This window comes from Euryarchaeota archaeon, assembly GCA_016207515.1.
GTDB lineage: Archaea > Thermoplasmatota > SW-10-69-26 > JACQPN01 > JACQPN01 > JACQPN01.
On sequence record JACQPN010000010.1, the window covers coordinates 25,797 to 40,178 of the forward strand.

16 protein-coding genes are annotated in these 14,382 nt (G+C 63.9%); 9 read left to right on the top strand and 7 right to left on the bottom strand.

Going from position 1 to position 14,382, the window contains the following annotated elements:
• Window positions 1-640: 640 nt before the first annotated feature.
• Genes HY556_04615 through HY556_04630 form a run of 4 tightly spaced genes read left to right on the top strand, consistent with a single transcriptional unit; the run spans window position 641 to window position 2,832 of the window.
• Window positions 641-964, top strand: coding sequence for a winged helix-turn-helix transcriptional regulator (locus HY556_04615; GenBank protein MBI4393069.1), 324 nt, complete (start codon window positions 641-643; stop codon window positions 962-964).
• Window positions 961-1,350 (top strand): hypothetical protein, encoded by a 390-nt coding sequence (locus tag HY556_04620; GenBank protein MBI4393070.1) that lies wholly within the window; start codon window positions 961-963, stop codon window positions 1,348-1,350. The genes HY556_04615 and HY556_04620 overlap by 4 nt, the downstream gene beginning before the upstream one ends.
• Window positions 1,347-2,498, top strand: a complete 1,152-nt coding sequence (locus HY556_04625; GenBank protein ID MBI4393071.1) for an NAD(P)/FAD-dependent oxidoreductase — start codon at window positions 1,347-1,349, stop codon at window positions 2,496-2,498. The genes HY556_04620 and HY556_04625 overlap by 4 nt, the downstream gene beginning before the upstream one ends.
• Window positions 2,499-2,508: 10 nt before the next feature.
• Window positions 2,509-2,832: a DsrE family protein gene (locus HY556_04630; protein ID MBI4393072.1), complete on the top strand. Its 324-nt coding sequence runs from the start codon at window positions 2,509-2,511 to the stop codon at window positions 2,830-2,832.
• Window positions 2,833-2,903: 71 nt separating this feature from the next.
• Here HY556_04630 and HY556_04635 read toward each other — a convergent pair whose 3' ends face one another.
• Together HY556_04635 and HY556_04640 are read right to left on the bottom strand one after the other, a co-directional pair.
• Window positions 2,904-3,158, bottom strand: coding sequence for a hypothetical protein (locus HY556_04635; protein ID MBI4393073.1), 255 nt, complete (start codon window positions 3,156-3,158; stop codon window positions 2,904-2,906).
• A 197-nt stretch (window positions 3,159-3,355) separates the two neighbouring features.
• Window positions 3,356-3,949 (bottom strand): DoxX family membrane protein, encoded by a 594-nt coding sequence (locus HY556_04640; protein MBI4393074.1) that lies wholly within the window; start codon window positions 3,947-3,949, stop codon window positions 3,356-3,358.
• Window positions 3,950-4,170: 221 nt separating this feature from the next.
• Here HY556_04640 and HY556_04645 point away from each other — a divergent pair, with 221 nt between their 5' ends.
• The gene (locus HY556_04645) at window positions 4,171-4,356 is read left to right on the top strand and encodes a YHS domain-containing protein (GenBank protein ID MBI4393075.1); all 186 of its coding nucleotides are present in this window, start codon (window positions 4,171-4,173) and stop codon (window positions 4,354-4,356) included.
• A gap of 85 nt (window positions 4,357-4,441) precedes the next feature.
• Here HY556_04645 and HY556_04650 read toward each other — a convergent pair whose 3' ends face one another.
• The 5 genes from HY556_04650 to HY556_04670 all read right to left on the bottom strand — a co-directional run bounded on the left by HY556_04650 (window position 4,442) and on the right by HY556_04670 (window position 11,404).
• Window positions 4,442-5,431, bottom strand: a complete 990-nt coding sequence (locus HY556_04650) for a dipeptide ABC transporter ATP-binding protein (protein ID MBI4393076.1) — start codon at window positions 5,429-5,431, stop codon at window positions 4,442-4,444.
• Entirely contained in the window at window positions 5,431-6,561 is a 1,131-nt protein-coding gene (locus HY556_04655) for an ABC transporter ATP-binding protein (protein MBI4393077.1), read from the bottom strand. Before HY556_04655 ends, HY556_04650 begins: the two co-directional genes overlap by 1 nt.
• Window positions 6,558-7,490, bottom strand: coding sequence for an ABC transporter permease (locus HY556_04660; GenBank protein MBI4393078.1), 933 nt, complete (start codon window positions 7,488-7,490; stop codon window positions 6,558-6,560). The genes HY556_04655 and HY556_04660 overlap by 4 nt, the downstream gene beginning before the upstream one ends.
• Complete coding sequence (locus HY556_04665) at window positions 7,487-8,917, bottom strand: ABC transporter permease (GenBank protein MBI4393079.1); 1,431 nt, start codon at window positions 8,915-8,917, stop codon at window positions 7,487-7,489. Before HY556_04665 ends, HY556_04660 begins: the two co-directional genes overlap by 4 nt.
• Before the next feature lie 72 nt (window positions 8,918-8,989).
• Window positions 8,990-11,404 (bottom strand): PKD domain-containing protein, encoded by a 2,415-nt coding sequence (locus tag HY556_04670; GenBank protein ID MBI4393080.1) that lies wholly within the window; start codon window positions 11,402-11,404, stop codon window positions 8,990-8,992.
• Between the two features lie 373 nt (window positions 11,405-11,777).
• On the opposite strand from HY556_04670, the gene HY556_04675 reads away from it, so the two are divergent.
• The 4 genes from HY556_04675 to HY556_04690 all read left to right on the top strand — a co-directional run bounded on the left by HY556_04675 (window position 11,778) and on the right by HY556_04690 (window position 14,325).
• Complete coding sequence (locus HY556_04675) at window positions 11,778-12,158, top strand: winged helix-turn-helix transcriptional regulator (GenBank protein ID MBI4393081.1); 381 nt, start codon at window positions 11,778-11,780, stop codon at window positions 12,156-12,158.
• A gap of 2 nt (window positions 12,159-12,160) precedes the next feature.
• Window positions 12,161-12,433: a hypothetical protein gene (locus HY556_04680; protein MBI4393082.1), complete on the top strand. Its 273-nt coding sequence runs from the start codon at window positions 12,161-12,163 to the stop codon at window positions 12,431-12,433.
• Window positions 12,434-12,558: 125 nt separating this feature from the next.
• Complete coding sequence (locus HY556_04685) at window positions 12,559-12,744, top strand: hypothetical protein (protein ID MBI4393083.1); 186 nt, start codon at window positions 12,559-12,561, stop codon at window positions 12,742-12,744.
• Between the two features lie 141 nt (window positions 12,745-12,885).
• Complete coding sequence (locus HY556_04690) at window positions 12,886-14,325, top strand: exo-alpha-sialidase (GenBank protein ID MBI4393084.1); 1,440 nt, start codon at window positions 12,886-12,888, stop codon at window positions 14,323-14,325.
• Window positions 14,326-14,382 lie beyond the last annotated feature (57 nt).

Below are 14,382 nucleotides of genomic sequence, written 5' to 3' on the forward strand. Positions count from 1 at the left end.
CGACCGCCCACCAGGAGGGGGTGCCCTCTCCGAAGGAGTCCTTGTGAAGAGAACGAAGGCAAGAAGCGCCACGACCACCACCGGAAGCGTCATCATCTTCCCGAGGAGGCCCGTGAACCAACTCCAGCCTCCCGAGGAGTAACTCCCGAGGAAGAATGCCAGTCCCGTCGCGAGGACTGTCGTCACGAATCCTGAGATACGGGCGGCGCTGCCCATCTGGAACCGAATATCCTTCTTGCAGCCAACGTGCAAATATAGGGTCGTCCCGGTTCTGCGGGTTGATTCTCAGTCGCGAGAAGAAGGCGGGCACCGGCACCTCGATGCCGGAGGCAACGAGTGCGGCCGATTTCGGATCTGTCGATTCGCATGGCTCGAGGCCGCAAGATACCGTCGTAACCAGAGCGCCCGTAAGCACCCAACGGGCAAATATGGGGGTGCAAATATGCATATGTCAAGAGATAACGAAGGCTGCACAGCGGCCCCCCTGCGCGTCTCTCGCCGCACCCGGGGGGACGCGTGTCGTCGTCGGCTACGACATGGTCAACCCGGAACGGCTCCGACGTATACGGTGGCATGACGGGGCTTACCATCGTGGAATGCGACACGGACTCGCGAGAGCAAGGCGAACGGAGGACGAAGCATGGATCGGGACCCTTTGGACGAAATGCACGCGGAACTCTGTAAGGTCTTCACGAGCCCCGCGCGAATCCGGATACTCGGCCACCTGCGGGACGGCGAGCGGTCCGTGGGCGACCTCGCCGAGGTCATTGGACTCCCCCAACCCAACGTCTCCCAACACCTTACGGTCATGAGGAGCCGCGGGATGGTAACGACCCGCAAGGCGGGCGCCACCGTGTACTATCGCCTCGCCAACCCCAAGATCCTGAAGGCGTTCGACATCATCCGCGAAGTCTTGGATGAGAACCTCTCCGAAGTCGGCCGGCTGGGCAAGCGAGGTCGATGAGGATGGCGCCCCACGACGACTCCGTGAAAGTCCTTCTCTGGCTCGCGGTCGCTGTCCTCGGCGCCGCCGCGCTCTCGGGCCTCCTCGGCGGATGGATCTGGGGTGGGGGCTGGATGGGTGGGATGATGGGATTCGGCCCCGTCTGGATGCTCGGTGCCGTCGCCATCATGGTCCTCATGGCGACCCACATGTTCAGCCATGGGGCCCACTCGGGCCGCGACCACGCAAGCCACGGCTGCATAGATCATGCGGGATCCCACGAGAGTCGTACGACGCCGTCTGAGGACGCGCACGCGATCATCGAGCGCTGCTATGCCTCCGGCGAGGTCTCCCGTGCCGAGTACCTTCAGATGAAGAACGATCTCCTCGGGGGTCGCCCCCGGTGAGCGAGACCGTAGTCGTCCTCGGCGGGGGCGTGGGCGGGCTTGTCGCGGCCACGAGATTGCGTGAGCGGCTGCCCCGAGAGCACCGCGTCGTCCTCGTTGACCGCACGGGCCAGCACCAGTTCGCGCCATCGTTCCTGTGGCTCATGACGGGCGACCGAGAACCCGCACGCCTTTCTCGCGACCTCCGCGTGCTCGAACGCAGGGGCATCCGCGTCGTGGTGGCGGAGGTCGAGGGGATCGACCTCGCGCAGAAGGAAGTCCGAACGACCGGCGAAACTCTTCGCTACGACCACCTGGTCGTGAGCTTGGGCGCGGAACTCGCGTCCGAAACGGTGCCGGGCCTCGCCGAGGCCGGCGAGACCTTCTACACGCTCCCGGGTGCTACGCGCCTACGGGACAAGCTCCGAGCGTTCAAGGGCGGCCGCCTGGTCGTCCTCGTCGCCGCCACGCCCTTCAAATGTCCCGCCGCACCCTACGAAGCGGCGCTCCTTCTTGAGTCCCACCTACGCCGACGCCGCCTACGAGCGAAAGTCGAGTTGGACGTGTACACGCCCGAGAAGCTCCCCATGGCCGTGGCAGGTCCAGCAGTCGGGACCGCGCTTCGCGGCATGCTGGAAGCGCGCGGTATCCGGTTCCACCCCGAGCACAAGGTGAAGACGGCCCGCCCCGAGGATCGGCTCATCGTCTTCGAGAACGGAGCGCAAGCGGCCTACGATCTATTGGCCTACGTGCCCCCGCACCGGGCTCCGCGCGTCGCGCGCGAAGCGGACCTCACGAACGGGTCCGGCTGGGTCAGCGTGGACGCAGGCACCTTGGTCACGAAGCACCCGGCCGTGCACGCGATCGGGGACCTGGCGGCGGTGAAGCTACCCTCGGGCCTCTTCCTCCCGAAGGCCGGCGTCTTCGCCCATGCAGAGGCCGAGGTCGTGGCGAACAACATCGCCGTCGAGATCACGGGCAGGGGGACATCCCGCCGCTTCGATGGCCATGGCTACTGTTGGGTCGAGACGGGCGAAGGCAAGGCCGCCTTCGGGAGCGGCGATTTCTACGCGGCGCCAGTGGCGAAGGTCAAGCTGCGCGCGCCGACGCGATACTGGCACTGGGGGAAGCTGCTGTTCGAGAAATACTGGCTATGGAAGTGGTTCTGAAGGAGACAATATGCGGATAGGAATAGTTCTTTCCACAAATGAACCGGAAATGGCGTGGAACGCCCTACGTTTTGGCGTGACGGCCGTCAAGAGCGGGCATACTGTGAAACTGTTCCTCCTCGCGCGCGGCGTCGAGGTCGAGACGATCAGGGATGCCCGATTCGACGTCGCCGGTCAGCTGGGGGCGTTCGTATCGGCAGGCGGCCGCGTCTTCGCGTGCGGGACCTGCCTCACGCAGCGGAACATGGAGGCGACCGAGGCGTGTCCCGCGTCTTCCATGAAGGAGCTCCTGGCGATAGTGGCGGAGTCAGACAAGGTGCTCACGTTCGGGTAACGCGGTCGGCGCGACGCATCCTGCACCGATCCCGAAAGTGACGACTGACGGCAAGGGGCGAGAGTCTCATTTCAATCCCGCCTCGGCGGCCCTCTGCGCGGCGGGATCTTCGTGAGGAGAATGATGATTCCGAGGCCCACGAGCGACGGCAGGTCGAACCAGATCAGCTCCGATTTCACGCCGTCGGGCCAGGCGCCGGCCGAGATGGTTCCCAGAAGAACCGCCAGTGAGATGCCCACGCCGACCAGGAGGGTATGCCAAAAGGTGTATCTCGCGATGCTCTCACCAGTGGCAAGCGTTCCCTCTGGCAGATATCGTCGATGCACGCTTCTCGGTGCCGATTAGCGGAGGTGAGAATCTGAATGGCGGGGATTCCCGAGCGCCTTATCAGCTCTTGACCGCCTCTAAGCGCCACGCCCGCATGCATCCCGATCAGAGCGCGATCTGGCGCAAGCCGGAGCGGCGAGCGAGACGATACCGTAGGGGATCATCCTTCTTCACCTAGGGACCGTCTTCGACTTGGTCAGCGGCCCTCCCCCTTGGTGAAGACCTTCCCGGGTCGCCAAGGCGTCCCGAGCATCGGCAGGAGGTACCTGTCGAGTCCGATCCAACCCGCGGTCTTCCACGCGAGGATGAGGAGGATCGCAAGCAGTAAGAGCATGGGATTGCTGCTGGCGGTGCCTGCCATCATGAAGTTCCAGTTCATGAAGGCCCCAAAGCACGCCGCTATCCCCACGAAAGCGCCCACGATGAGCGCTACCCCGATGAGTAGTTCGCCCGCGACGACCACCTTCGCGAACCACGAGTAGTGGCCGCCGGCGACGAGGAAGTTGATGAAATCGCGGTACCAGTCGAAGGATATCGGGGGTCTCCCCGGTGCGGCAGGCATGGCCACCGCGCGCTCCCAGAAGGCCTTCAACGCCGTCCCGTCGCCCACCCACTTTGGGTCTCCCACCTTATGAAGGCCCGCGTTGACCCACTCATAGCCGAGATAGAGGCGGATGACGACCCACGCCCATGCCCATTTCGTCCCGTCGAGGATGTCACGGACGAACGGCGGATCCGTGACGTATTCGATGTTCGACACTGTCGTGGAGTCGGTCTTCTTGACGGTCATGGTAGCATCTTCTGAGTTCAAGAACCCACCAGTCGGTCTTAAACCCGTTCGAAAGGATATTCCGGAAACGCGCTTCTCCAGAATGATTGGCGACCGTGAGGATCAAGATGCAAGATCCCTGGTGGGTCAACGGGCCTACGACGGGAGATGTGTTTCGATCCGGCGAAACGCCCTGCGGTTCCTTATACGGGGTCTAACCAGGTAATCAGAGGCGATGCGGCATGGCGAAAGACCCGGTCTGCGGCATGAGCGTCGACGAGCGGACGGCGGCCTTCACGACGATGCTTGGCGACGTTTCCTACTACTTCTGTTCCGAGCATTGTAGGGTCTCCTTCGACAACAACCCTGCTCCGTACCTTTCATTGGCGGGCGATCCGCACTGGCGACCGGCAAGGCGGCGCGCATAAGACAGCCAAACTGCTTGGTGGGCGATACGCGCTGGGATGAACGGTTGGTGAGCCACGAACGACGCAAGGCCTCCCGCGCGATCGACTACGCTTTCCCCGGGTAGAAACAGGCCGCCCGTTGGCCAATGGCCTTCTCTTCCAGCTCCGGTTCCGACAGGGCGCAATCGGGACGCGCCCGGGGGCAGCGTGGGTGGAACCGGCACCCGCGCGGCGGATCCATGGGGGACGGGACGTCGCCCTTAAGGATGATGCGTCCGGCCCGGCGCTCCGGGTCGGGCACGGGAACGGCGCTGAAAAGGGCCTGCGTGTAGGGGTGCTGCGGATCCTCGAACGTCGTCTCCACGGGGCCTAGTTCCACGATCTTGCCCAAGTACATCACGGCCACGTCGTCGGCCATGTGCCGGATCACCGATAGATCATGACTGATGAAGAGGTAAGTGAGATGAAGCTCTGCTTGCAGTTCCCGTAGCAGGTTCAAGATCTGTGCCTGCACGCTCACGTCGAGCGCGCTCGTCGGTTCGTCGAGGACTATGAACTCCGGGCCCGTGGCCAGCGCCCTCGCGATCCCTATCCTCTGTCGTTGGCCGCCGGAGAACTCGTGCGGGTAGCGGTCCGCGTGGTCCCGGTTGAGACCCACTTTCCGCAGGAGCTCCGGAACGCGCTCCTCTATCTCGTGACGGGTGAGGCCCGCGGCGAAATGCATGGGCTCGGCAAGGGTGTCACGGATCGTCATCCGGGGATCGAGGCTCGACATCGGATCTTGGAAGACGATCTGGAGCCTTCGCCGTATCCGGCGTAGCTCACGTCCACGGACGGTCGTCACGTCCGCACCGTCGTACAGTATGCGGCCCGCCGTGGGCTCCGCGAGTCGAAGGACGGTCCGGCCCACCGTGGTCTTGCCGCATCCGCTCTCGCCGACGAGCCCAAGCGTCTTGCCGCGTTCGACCTTGAAACTCACGCCGTCGACCGCTTTCACGCTTGCGGCGCTCGCCCCCAGCATGCTGCGTCGTACCGGGAATTCCTTTCTTAGCCCATCGACTTCAAGGAGCAGGGCGCGAGCGAGGCCGCCAGCCATCACCGGGACCTCCCTGGTCGCCCCACGCCTGCCGCTTCGCCAAGTTCGCGAGGCACATCGTGCGCGCCGTCGTAGAGGTGGCACGCGACCCGGTGGTCTTCCCCTGCGTCGAACATCGGGGGCCTTTCCGATCGGCAGACATCGATCGCGTATGGACAGCGCGGATGGAACCGGCAGCCTTGCGGTGGATCGATGAGGTCGGGCACGAAACCGGCGATCACGGGCAGCGGCTCGCGACCCGCCTGAAGCTCGGGGATCGACTTGAGCAGGCCCACCGTGTACGGGTGACGTGGCGCGTGGAACATGTCGCGCGTCGTCGCCGTCTCCACGACGCTACCCGCGTACATCACCGCGACCCGGTCGCAGATCTCGGCGACGAGTCCCAGGTGGTGGGTTATGAGCAGGATGCTGGCGCGCTCCTCGCGTTTGAGGTCCTTGATAAGTTCCATTATCTGCGCCTGGATGGTCACGTCGAGCGCCGTGGTAGGCTCGTCCGCGATAAGGAGGTCGGGTTTGCAGGCGATCGCCATGGCTATCATGACGCGCTGCCGCATCCCCCCCGACAACTCGTGCGGGAACCGCGACAGGATGGCCCGTGAATCGGGGATCCCTATGCGACGAAGCATCGCGTCAGCGACGTCGAGCGCCCTCCGGCGACGCTCGCGAAGCTTGTTCGTGAGAAGCAGCTTCCGCGATTCAAGGGCCCGCTCCAGCCCGGTGAGGGGCGTGACACCGAGGTCCTGATGCTCGAGCACCGCCTCCGCGATCTGGTCGCCGATGCGCATGACGGGGTTGAGGCTCGTCATCGGTTCCTGGAAGATCATGCTGATGTCGTTTCCGCGAAGGGTCCGTAACTCCGTTTCCCGAAGCCGGAGGATGTCCTTGCGGGGGCCCCGTTCGGGCGTGAAGGTGATCGTTCCGCTCGTGTACTCGGCGGGCGGGACGGGGTTGAGCCGCAGAAGGGACAACGCCGTGACGCTCTTGCCGCAGCCGCTTTCGCCGACAAGGCCCAGGGTCTCGTCGCGCCTGATGTCAAGCGTCACGCGGTCGAGGGCCTTCACGTCGCCCACGTACGTGTGGAAGACGAGGGAAAGATCCTCGATGCGGACAATGGGCGTGGGGTCGGTCAACGTCTCCCCCTAGGGTCCAGGATGTCGCGAAGGCCGTCGCCCAGGAGATTGAAGCCGAGGACAAACCCGAATATCGCAAGGCCCGGGAAGAACACGGTCCACCACTGGCCCGTGGCCATGTAGTCCTGGCCGAGGGCCACCAGCCTTCCCCATTCCGGAAGCAGCGTCGTCGATGACGAGAAACCGATGAAGGAGAGGGCGGCGGCGACGAGGACCACGGTGCCGATGTCAAGGGTCGCTTGGACGATGACGGGGTTCAAAGCATTCGGGACCACGTGCCTCGCGAGGATCTGCAGGTCAGGCAGTGCGGACGCCCGTGCGGCCTCCACGAAATGGCTTTCCCGCAACAGAAGGACTTGACCCCTCACAAGGCGCGTGTAGGGCGGCCACCAGACGGCCACCAGGGCAAGCGCCACGTTCTCGAGCCCCCGCCCGAACGCGACCACGACGGCCAAGGCGAGGACGAGGAGCGGCAACGAGAGGAAGACGTCGGTCGCCCGCATGAGCACGTCGTCGACCCAGCCGCCGTACCAGCCCGCGAAGAGGCCGAGCACGAGGCCGATCGCGACGCCGGCCAAGGTCACGGCGAGGCCCATGGCCATGCTGATCCGCGTCCCCCAGACGATCCCGTAGAAGATATCGGCGCCGAATTCCGTGGTGCCCAGGGGGCAGGCCCGTTCACAATCGGGAGAGCCTGGGGGAAGAAGGTCGTCTCCGAACGCGGGCTGCGGCTCGTACGGGTTCTTCCACTCGCTCGGCGTCGGGGCGATCACCGGTGCCGCGACGGCCACGATCATGTAAGCGAGGATGAGGCCGAATCCGAAGAGCGTAAGAGGGCTGCTCTTCACCCTGTACCAGAGGAACCGCGACCCCCTGGCCTCACGCCTACGGGGCATCGGGACGAGCGGGAGCGGGCGTCCCTCCGTCATTCGAGTCTCACCCGGGGATCGATCACGCTGTACGCTATGTCGACGAGGAGGTTCGCTACGAGGTAGATGATCGCGACCAACAGCGTGAACATCATCACGCTGTTAGTGTCGGCCCGCGAGATGGCGGCGGTCGACCAGCGGCCCAGCCCCGGCCACTGGAAAATGGTCTCGGTGAGCACGGCACCGGAAAGCAGGCCACCGAAGGTGAGGCCCACGACGGTCGCGATCGGGATCAACGCGTTGCGCCTTGCGTGTCCGCCGATGACGACCCGTTCGGCAAGGCCCTTGGCGCGTGCGGTGCGGATGAAATCGGCGGAGAGCACATCGAGCATCGACGCCCGCATCATGCGCGCTATCACCGCGAGGCTGGCGTAACCGAGCGTTATTCCTGGCAGGATCAAGTGGGAAAGGACGTCCTCGAACGCCGTCCAATCGCCCGCGAGGGCCGTGTCGACGAGGAGGATCCTCGTGGGCCCGCCGATGAGCGAGGGGTGCGCGCCCTCGACCGCCACAAGGTCGTTCGAGAACCGGCTCCCGAGAGGAAGATCCGGGACGAGCTCGAACGTCCGGTCGATGACGGTAGACGCGTACGGACTGACCGCCACGTTGGCCGCGATCACAACGAGCACGACCGCCGCAGCCTGCCAATACGGGCGTCCGAACGCTACGTCCTTTCGCAAGCGGGCGAGCGACGCAACCGCGAACGCGACGACCGCCGAAAGTCCGACAAGCATGGCCCACACGGTCCAGCCGAGGCCGAGAAGCAGCGCACACAGCACCACGCTCACGGCCACGTGTCTAAGGAGGCGATGGCGGGAAACGCGGGCGAGGTCGAGGGCGTCGGCCGCAAGGAGGCCAAGCACCATGGGAAGCCCCACGGCGATGAGGAGGAACAGGGCCTTCAGCAGCACGTCGCCTTCTTTGAAGAGCTGCGCCCCGTAAGGTGTGGCGAAGGCGAATTTCAGGATGAGGCCCAACCAGAAGATCGGGATGCTCACGCCTGCGAGGGCGAAGAACCGCGTGGCATGGTCGACGGCGGAGTCCTTCCTCACCGCCGTCAGCGTCCCGAGGGACACCCCGACGCTCACCGCGACGACCATGGCTACGAGCGTGAGCTCCAACGTCGCGGGGAAGAATTCGCCCATCACCTTGAGCACGGGTTGGTCGTTGACCACGCGGGAGAAGCCAAGGTCCCCGTTGGCGAGTCTCACTAGATAATGGAAGTACTGGAGGAACCAGGGGTCTCGAAACCCGTACTGGTCGGTGATGCGCTCCCGCTGGTCGGGCGTCATCTTCTCGGTGACGTAGGCCCGCTCCATGTGACCCTCGTTGGCCATCCACGCTATCCCGAACGTGAGGATGGTCACGCCAAGGATGACCGGGATGGAAAGGAGGAGGCGCCGCAAGACGTACGTCGAAAGCCTCATCTCACGTCACCTCGTCCTCGCGTGTCATGGCGACCGCCCCGGCCCGCCGGCCGAGGTGCCAACGTCGCGGGCTCACGCCTTCGATAGGGTCGAGTAGTCGCCCGTCGTCGGGGAGCCCGAGTGGAGGGGGCTGTAGTAGTACCCCTGGACGTAGCTACGCTCGACGTGGGTCTGCGTCCGCTGGTCCAGGAATATGTCGACGTACTTGTCCACGGCCATCTTGTTGATCTCCTTGAACAGGGCCGCCTGTTTCACGGGGTCGAGCTCCTGGAGGGCCTCGTCGATCTTCGCATCGATCGCCGCGTCCTTGAAATTCTGCTGGACCGGGTAGTTCCCCGTCGAGTGAAGGAACGGCACGATGTAGTCGTCCGTCGCGATGTAGTCGGGTGACCAGCCGAGGATCCAGAACGGGATCTGCTTGTTCTGGGTCTTGTCTAGGATCGAGTTGAAGGGCTCCGCGATCACGTTCACCGTGATGCCGCTCCGAAGCGCTTCGAGGTTCAGCTTGATGAGCTCGCAAGCTCCCTTTCGCACGTTGTTCCCGCTGTTGTAGTAGCAGCTGACCGTGAACCCGTCCTTTCCTTTCGAATCGGCGAGGAAGCCCTTCGCCTTCTCGACGTCGTAGGCGTAGGCCTTCAATGCGGCGTCGTACCCGGGCATCCCGCGGGGGATGACGCCCGCAAGGTCCTTGGCGCGTCCCGCCCAGACGTCCGAGAAGAACGACGGGAAGTTGAAGGCGTGGGCGAAGGCCTTGCGCACGTTGATGTCCTGGAAGAACCGGCAGTCTGCGGAACCGTCCGCCAGTCTCACGCACTCGTTCGGGTCTTCGATGTCGTAGTTGAAGAAGAACGCGTCGATGATGAGCGTGTCCGCCGGTACGAAGCGGGCAAGGCCCTGGATCGATGGCGTCACGCGGTCGAGGTCGCTCGAGGCGATGTAGATGTCGTCGGCATCGCCCGACTTGAACATCAGGAGCCGCGTGTTGAGGTCGTCGACGTACTGGATGATCACGGTCTTCAATTGAGGCGCGGTTCCCCAGTAGCCGTCGAAGCGATCCATGATGACGCGATCGCCGGGCAGCCATTTTCGCATCTTGAACGGCCCCGTGCCGACCGCATTAGTGTCGGCCCATGGGTCGCGCGTGATGCCGGGCGGCGGCAGACCGTCGCTCGTCTGACAGCTTCCCCATAGCGAGGCCCGTTCTTGGTGGCAGGCCTTGAACGCCGTGGGGCTTACGACGGAACTCGCGTAGAAGGCGAGGCGCTGGAAGAAGGCCGCGTTCGGGAGGTCGAGCTTGATCTGGATCGTGTACTCGTCGATGACCTTGACCGCCTCCTTGGCAAGCCAAGCGTCCCGCTCGCCCTGGGTATTGGTGCTGGTCCTCCTGTAGTCCTCTGCGCCGAGCAATATCGGCGTGATCACGGGAGCGCCGGAGCTCGGGTCGTTCATCAAGACGAGCCGGTCGAGGCTGAACTTGACCGCGGCGGCGTTGACGGCCGTCCCATCGTGGAAACTGGCGCCCTTCCGGATCTTCATGACGTAGGTCTTGCCGCCGTCCTTGATGCCGCCGTTCGCCACCGTCGGGATCTCCGATGCGAGGAGGGCCACGATCTTGTCGGTGTTCCCGCGTTCAGTGTCGAAAAGCGTCTCGTAGACCTGTTCGATCACCTGTCCGCCCGCGGTCTCGTAGTCGAACCCGGGGTCGAACGACTGCGGCCCGCTGATGGTCGCGGTGACGAAAAGGTCCTTGAACTTGTACCCGCCGATGGTCGGTGGTTCGCCGAGGACCACGATGGTCGCGCCGGCGGCGCCGCTCTTTCCGTTGGACGCGGTGACCATAAGCTTCAACGTGTAGGTACCGGCCGTGGCGTACGCGTGGGTGGCCGCGGTCACATTGGCGGCGTCCCCGGCGGTCTTTGCGGAGCCGTCGCCCCAGTCCCACTCGATTCCGGTCAAGGCGCCGGCGTCGGGCAGGATCGGGAAGTTGTCCGGCGTTATCGCCCGGCTGGAGTTGTAATCGCCGTTAGCGACCCACCCGTGGGACGCGGAGGCGTTCACGGCGACCGTACTGCCCTTCTGGATCACCTGGTGGTCGGCGCTGAAGATCGCGGCCGGCTCAACGTCGGCGGCAGTCGCGGAGGAGCCCACGGCCGCGGGAGAGACGCGGACGTAGACCAGCGTTGCGTCGTTGTTTGCCGTGCCCTTCTCGTTCGTGATCGAAAGCCTGACGATGAAGTCGCCGGGGATCGAGTAACCGTGCGTCGCCTTCGCTGTGGAGGCGGAACCGCCATCACCGAAGATCCAGGCATAGGTCGCGGTCTTGGCGCCGCCCGTATCGGAACCCGTGGAGTCGCAAGTCACGGTCTCGCCGACGATCGGGGCCGTCGGGGCGCACGCAGCCGCTACGGTGGGTGCAACGACTTGAGGTGGAGGTGTCTCGCCTTGGAGGCAGCCGCTCATTGCCGCAGCCACCATGATTACGGTCATGCTCCATGCAGGGATCGCGGGTAGAACACGGAAACGCATCTTCGCACCGACCTTTCCACGGCTTGGGCCGCTATTTAAGAACGGTCAACGTCGGTGAAAACACTTCCGGGTCAGCACCATATATATCTATTTGACAAAGCGAATGAAAAACCGATTGCCGAAAATATCGCCTTTTGGGGCACTTCTGGCGTTCTGACCAGTGGGACCACATCCATTCCGGCCTTGGCGGGCGGACGAGGAAGGCACGAACACGGAGTCGGTCGGCCGCTTCCCTTGCGGCGACGGGCGACGGACCCGTCTAGAGGAGTCAAGTACCGATTCTCATATAGGCGCGCGGAAATGCACTACTGTTCATGAACCGTCATTCGCGGTGATGATAATCGCCGAAACGCCGATGGAGGGCCCCTTGGATGATGAGGTGGTGGCAGCGGCGCTCTCGGACCTTTATTCGAGGAAGGTCCTCGCCGCATGCGTGAAGGTCGCAAGACCCGTGAAAGAGATCAGCGCGGCGACGGACATGCCCTTGCCGACGACCTACCGCCACGTGAACGACCTCGTCGCCCAGGGTCTTCTCGTGGTCGAGAGGAGCGCCATGACGGAGGACGGCAAGAGGTACGAGCTCTACCGCTCGCGGATCCGGTCGGCTCGCCTGGAATTCGATGCGTCGGGCTCCCGCGTCGTGTGGGAACCGAACGGCCCCGTGGAAGAGAGACTCGCAAGGATGTGGGCCTCGCTACGTGATGTGGAGAGATAACGATGGTGGATACGATATTGGTGTTGAGTGTGGTGAAGACTGTCACGGTGCTACTTGGTTTCGTGGTACTTTACCTCGGGTGGAAGGCGTACCATAAGACCCGCGCGACGCACCTTTTCTGGCTCGTGATGGGCATGGGCCTCATGACACTCGGCGCCATCTCAGAGGGTATCGCGTTCCAGGGGTTCGGTTGGTCGCTCGACCAATCGCACGTCCTTGAGTCGGTGGTGACACTCGCCGGATTCGCAGTACTTGTCTACTCGCTCTACGCGTGACCTCACGACGGCAATCCCGAAGCGCAGAGCCATTTATCGTGGAGGCGGCAGAGTTCTTGTGGGTGCCAAGGATGCATCAAGTCACGGTATGCTTCAACAAAGCCTGCCCACTTTGTCTACGCGTCTTGGACCACGTGTGCGCCAAGTGCCAGGCGGATTCCGTCTCGATCTCGGCCGTCGATCTATCGGCACATCCCGAGGCGGGGAATCGTTTCAGGATCCAGTCGTCGCCGACCGTCGTCCTTGATTCCGGCGCCGTTGTCATGGGACTACCGACGAGGGCCGGGTTCCACGAATTGGCAACGGGTTGAGAAAGCCGACCCCATGTGCTTGGGATCACTGGTGGAGAGGAGCCCCTGCGTTTCGTCACGTGGCCCGGAATGGCGCATCTGACTAGGCTCTTACGGCAATCTTGATTAGCCCCCGGTCCGTCTTGATGACGGAGGCATACGGTGGAGATCCGGCCGCGACACCTAGCCAATGGAATCGTGCTAGGCGTCACTTTGATGGCCCTTTCGCAGGCGGTGGCTGTACCGTTTTCGGACGAGTTCACGAGCCTCGACTGCGAACCGGCCTGCAACATCCCGGCGACACCGGGCCCCGCCAACGAAGTGACCATCGTGGTAAACCCTGCGAACCCGAACAACCTCATCGCGTCCGCGAAGGACTACACGCTATCGAACGGGTTCCAAAGGTCCTGCACCGTGTATCGCGTGTGGGCGGGCATCTATTACTCGAACGATGCAGGAGCGAGCTGGAACCGGACCTACATCCCAGGCTGGAATGGAACGGGCCCCGTCGGCGGTTATGATTGCATGAGCGACCCGGTCCTCGCTTTCGCCGGAAACGGAGTCGCATACCACATCGGGCTCCCGTACTCCGGAGCGGACATCAACCCGTGCCCGGCGCTCGTGGTCCATCGGAGCCTCGACCGTGGCGCGACGTGGCAGTTCCGGTCCTACCTCGCCTTCGGTCCACAGGATTGCGCCGACAAACAGTGGGCCGCCGTAGATACCGGCGGTCGTCTCTACATCGCTTGGGCGAATACTACGGGTCCGGTCCAAGGCGTCGCCGGCTTCCGGTTGCACCTTTCGTACTCGGACGACGGGGGCGCCTCGTGGGTCCACCGCGGGCCTATCTCCCTGACGGATACGACGCGACAGGACCAGGGTGTGTACGTCGCCATCGGGCCCCTTGGCCAGATCTACGCCACTTGGCGTGAGACGGTCGCGGGTGTCATCATGTTCGCGTCGAGCTCGAATGCAGGGGCCTCGTGGATGACCATCCCCGTTGGAGATTGCCTTTGCACCGGCGATTTCCTCTTGGCCGAGACGCAAAGCAGCCGCGGGTACCGTTTTCCCATGATGCCCACCATGGCCGTCGACACGTCGGGAGGCGCGAACCACGGGAGCATCTACATCGCCTACACGATCCTCGGTCCTTCGCAAAAAGCGGAGGTGCGTGTCGCGGCCAGTCGCACGGGAGGCTTTGACTGGACGACCACCACACCGGTAAACGATCAGGTGGCGACGGGCGCCGCCGTCGACGGCGTCGGCGCATTGACCGACGATTTCATGCCGGCGATCTCCGTCGGGCCCCGCGGCGATATCCACATCGCATATTATTCGACGCGCGAGGACGGCGGGTTCGGATCGGCCAACATGCTCAAGCTCAATGCCTTCTACGCGCACAGCACGAACGGTCTCGTCTGGGACCCTAACGTGCGATTGAGCACCGAGGCGTTCGACCCCGCGCTGAGCCACCATCAGGAGGGTTTCGCGTTCATGGGCGACTACATCGGGATATCATCGAACGCCGACCGCGCGCATGCCATTTGGGCGGACACTCGGAGCGGGCAACCTGCGGCGATGACGGCCACCGTGGTCCGCTAGACCTCACACAGCCAGGCGCGGTGTAATGGCGGAAGTTTGAGGATCGGCCCATAGACG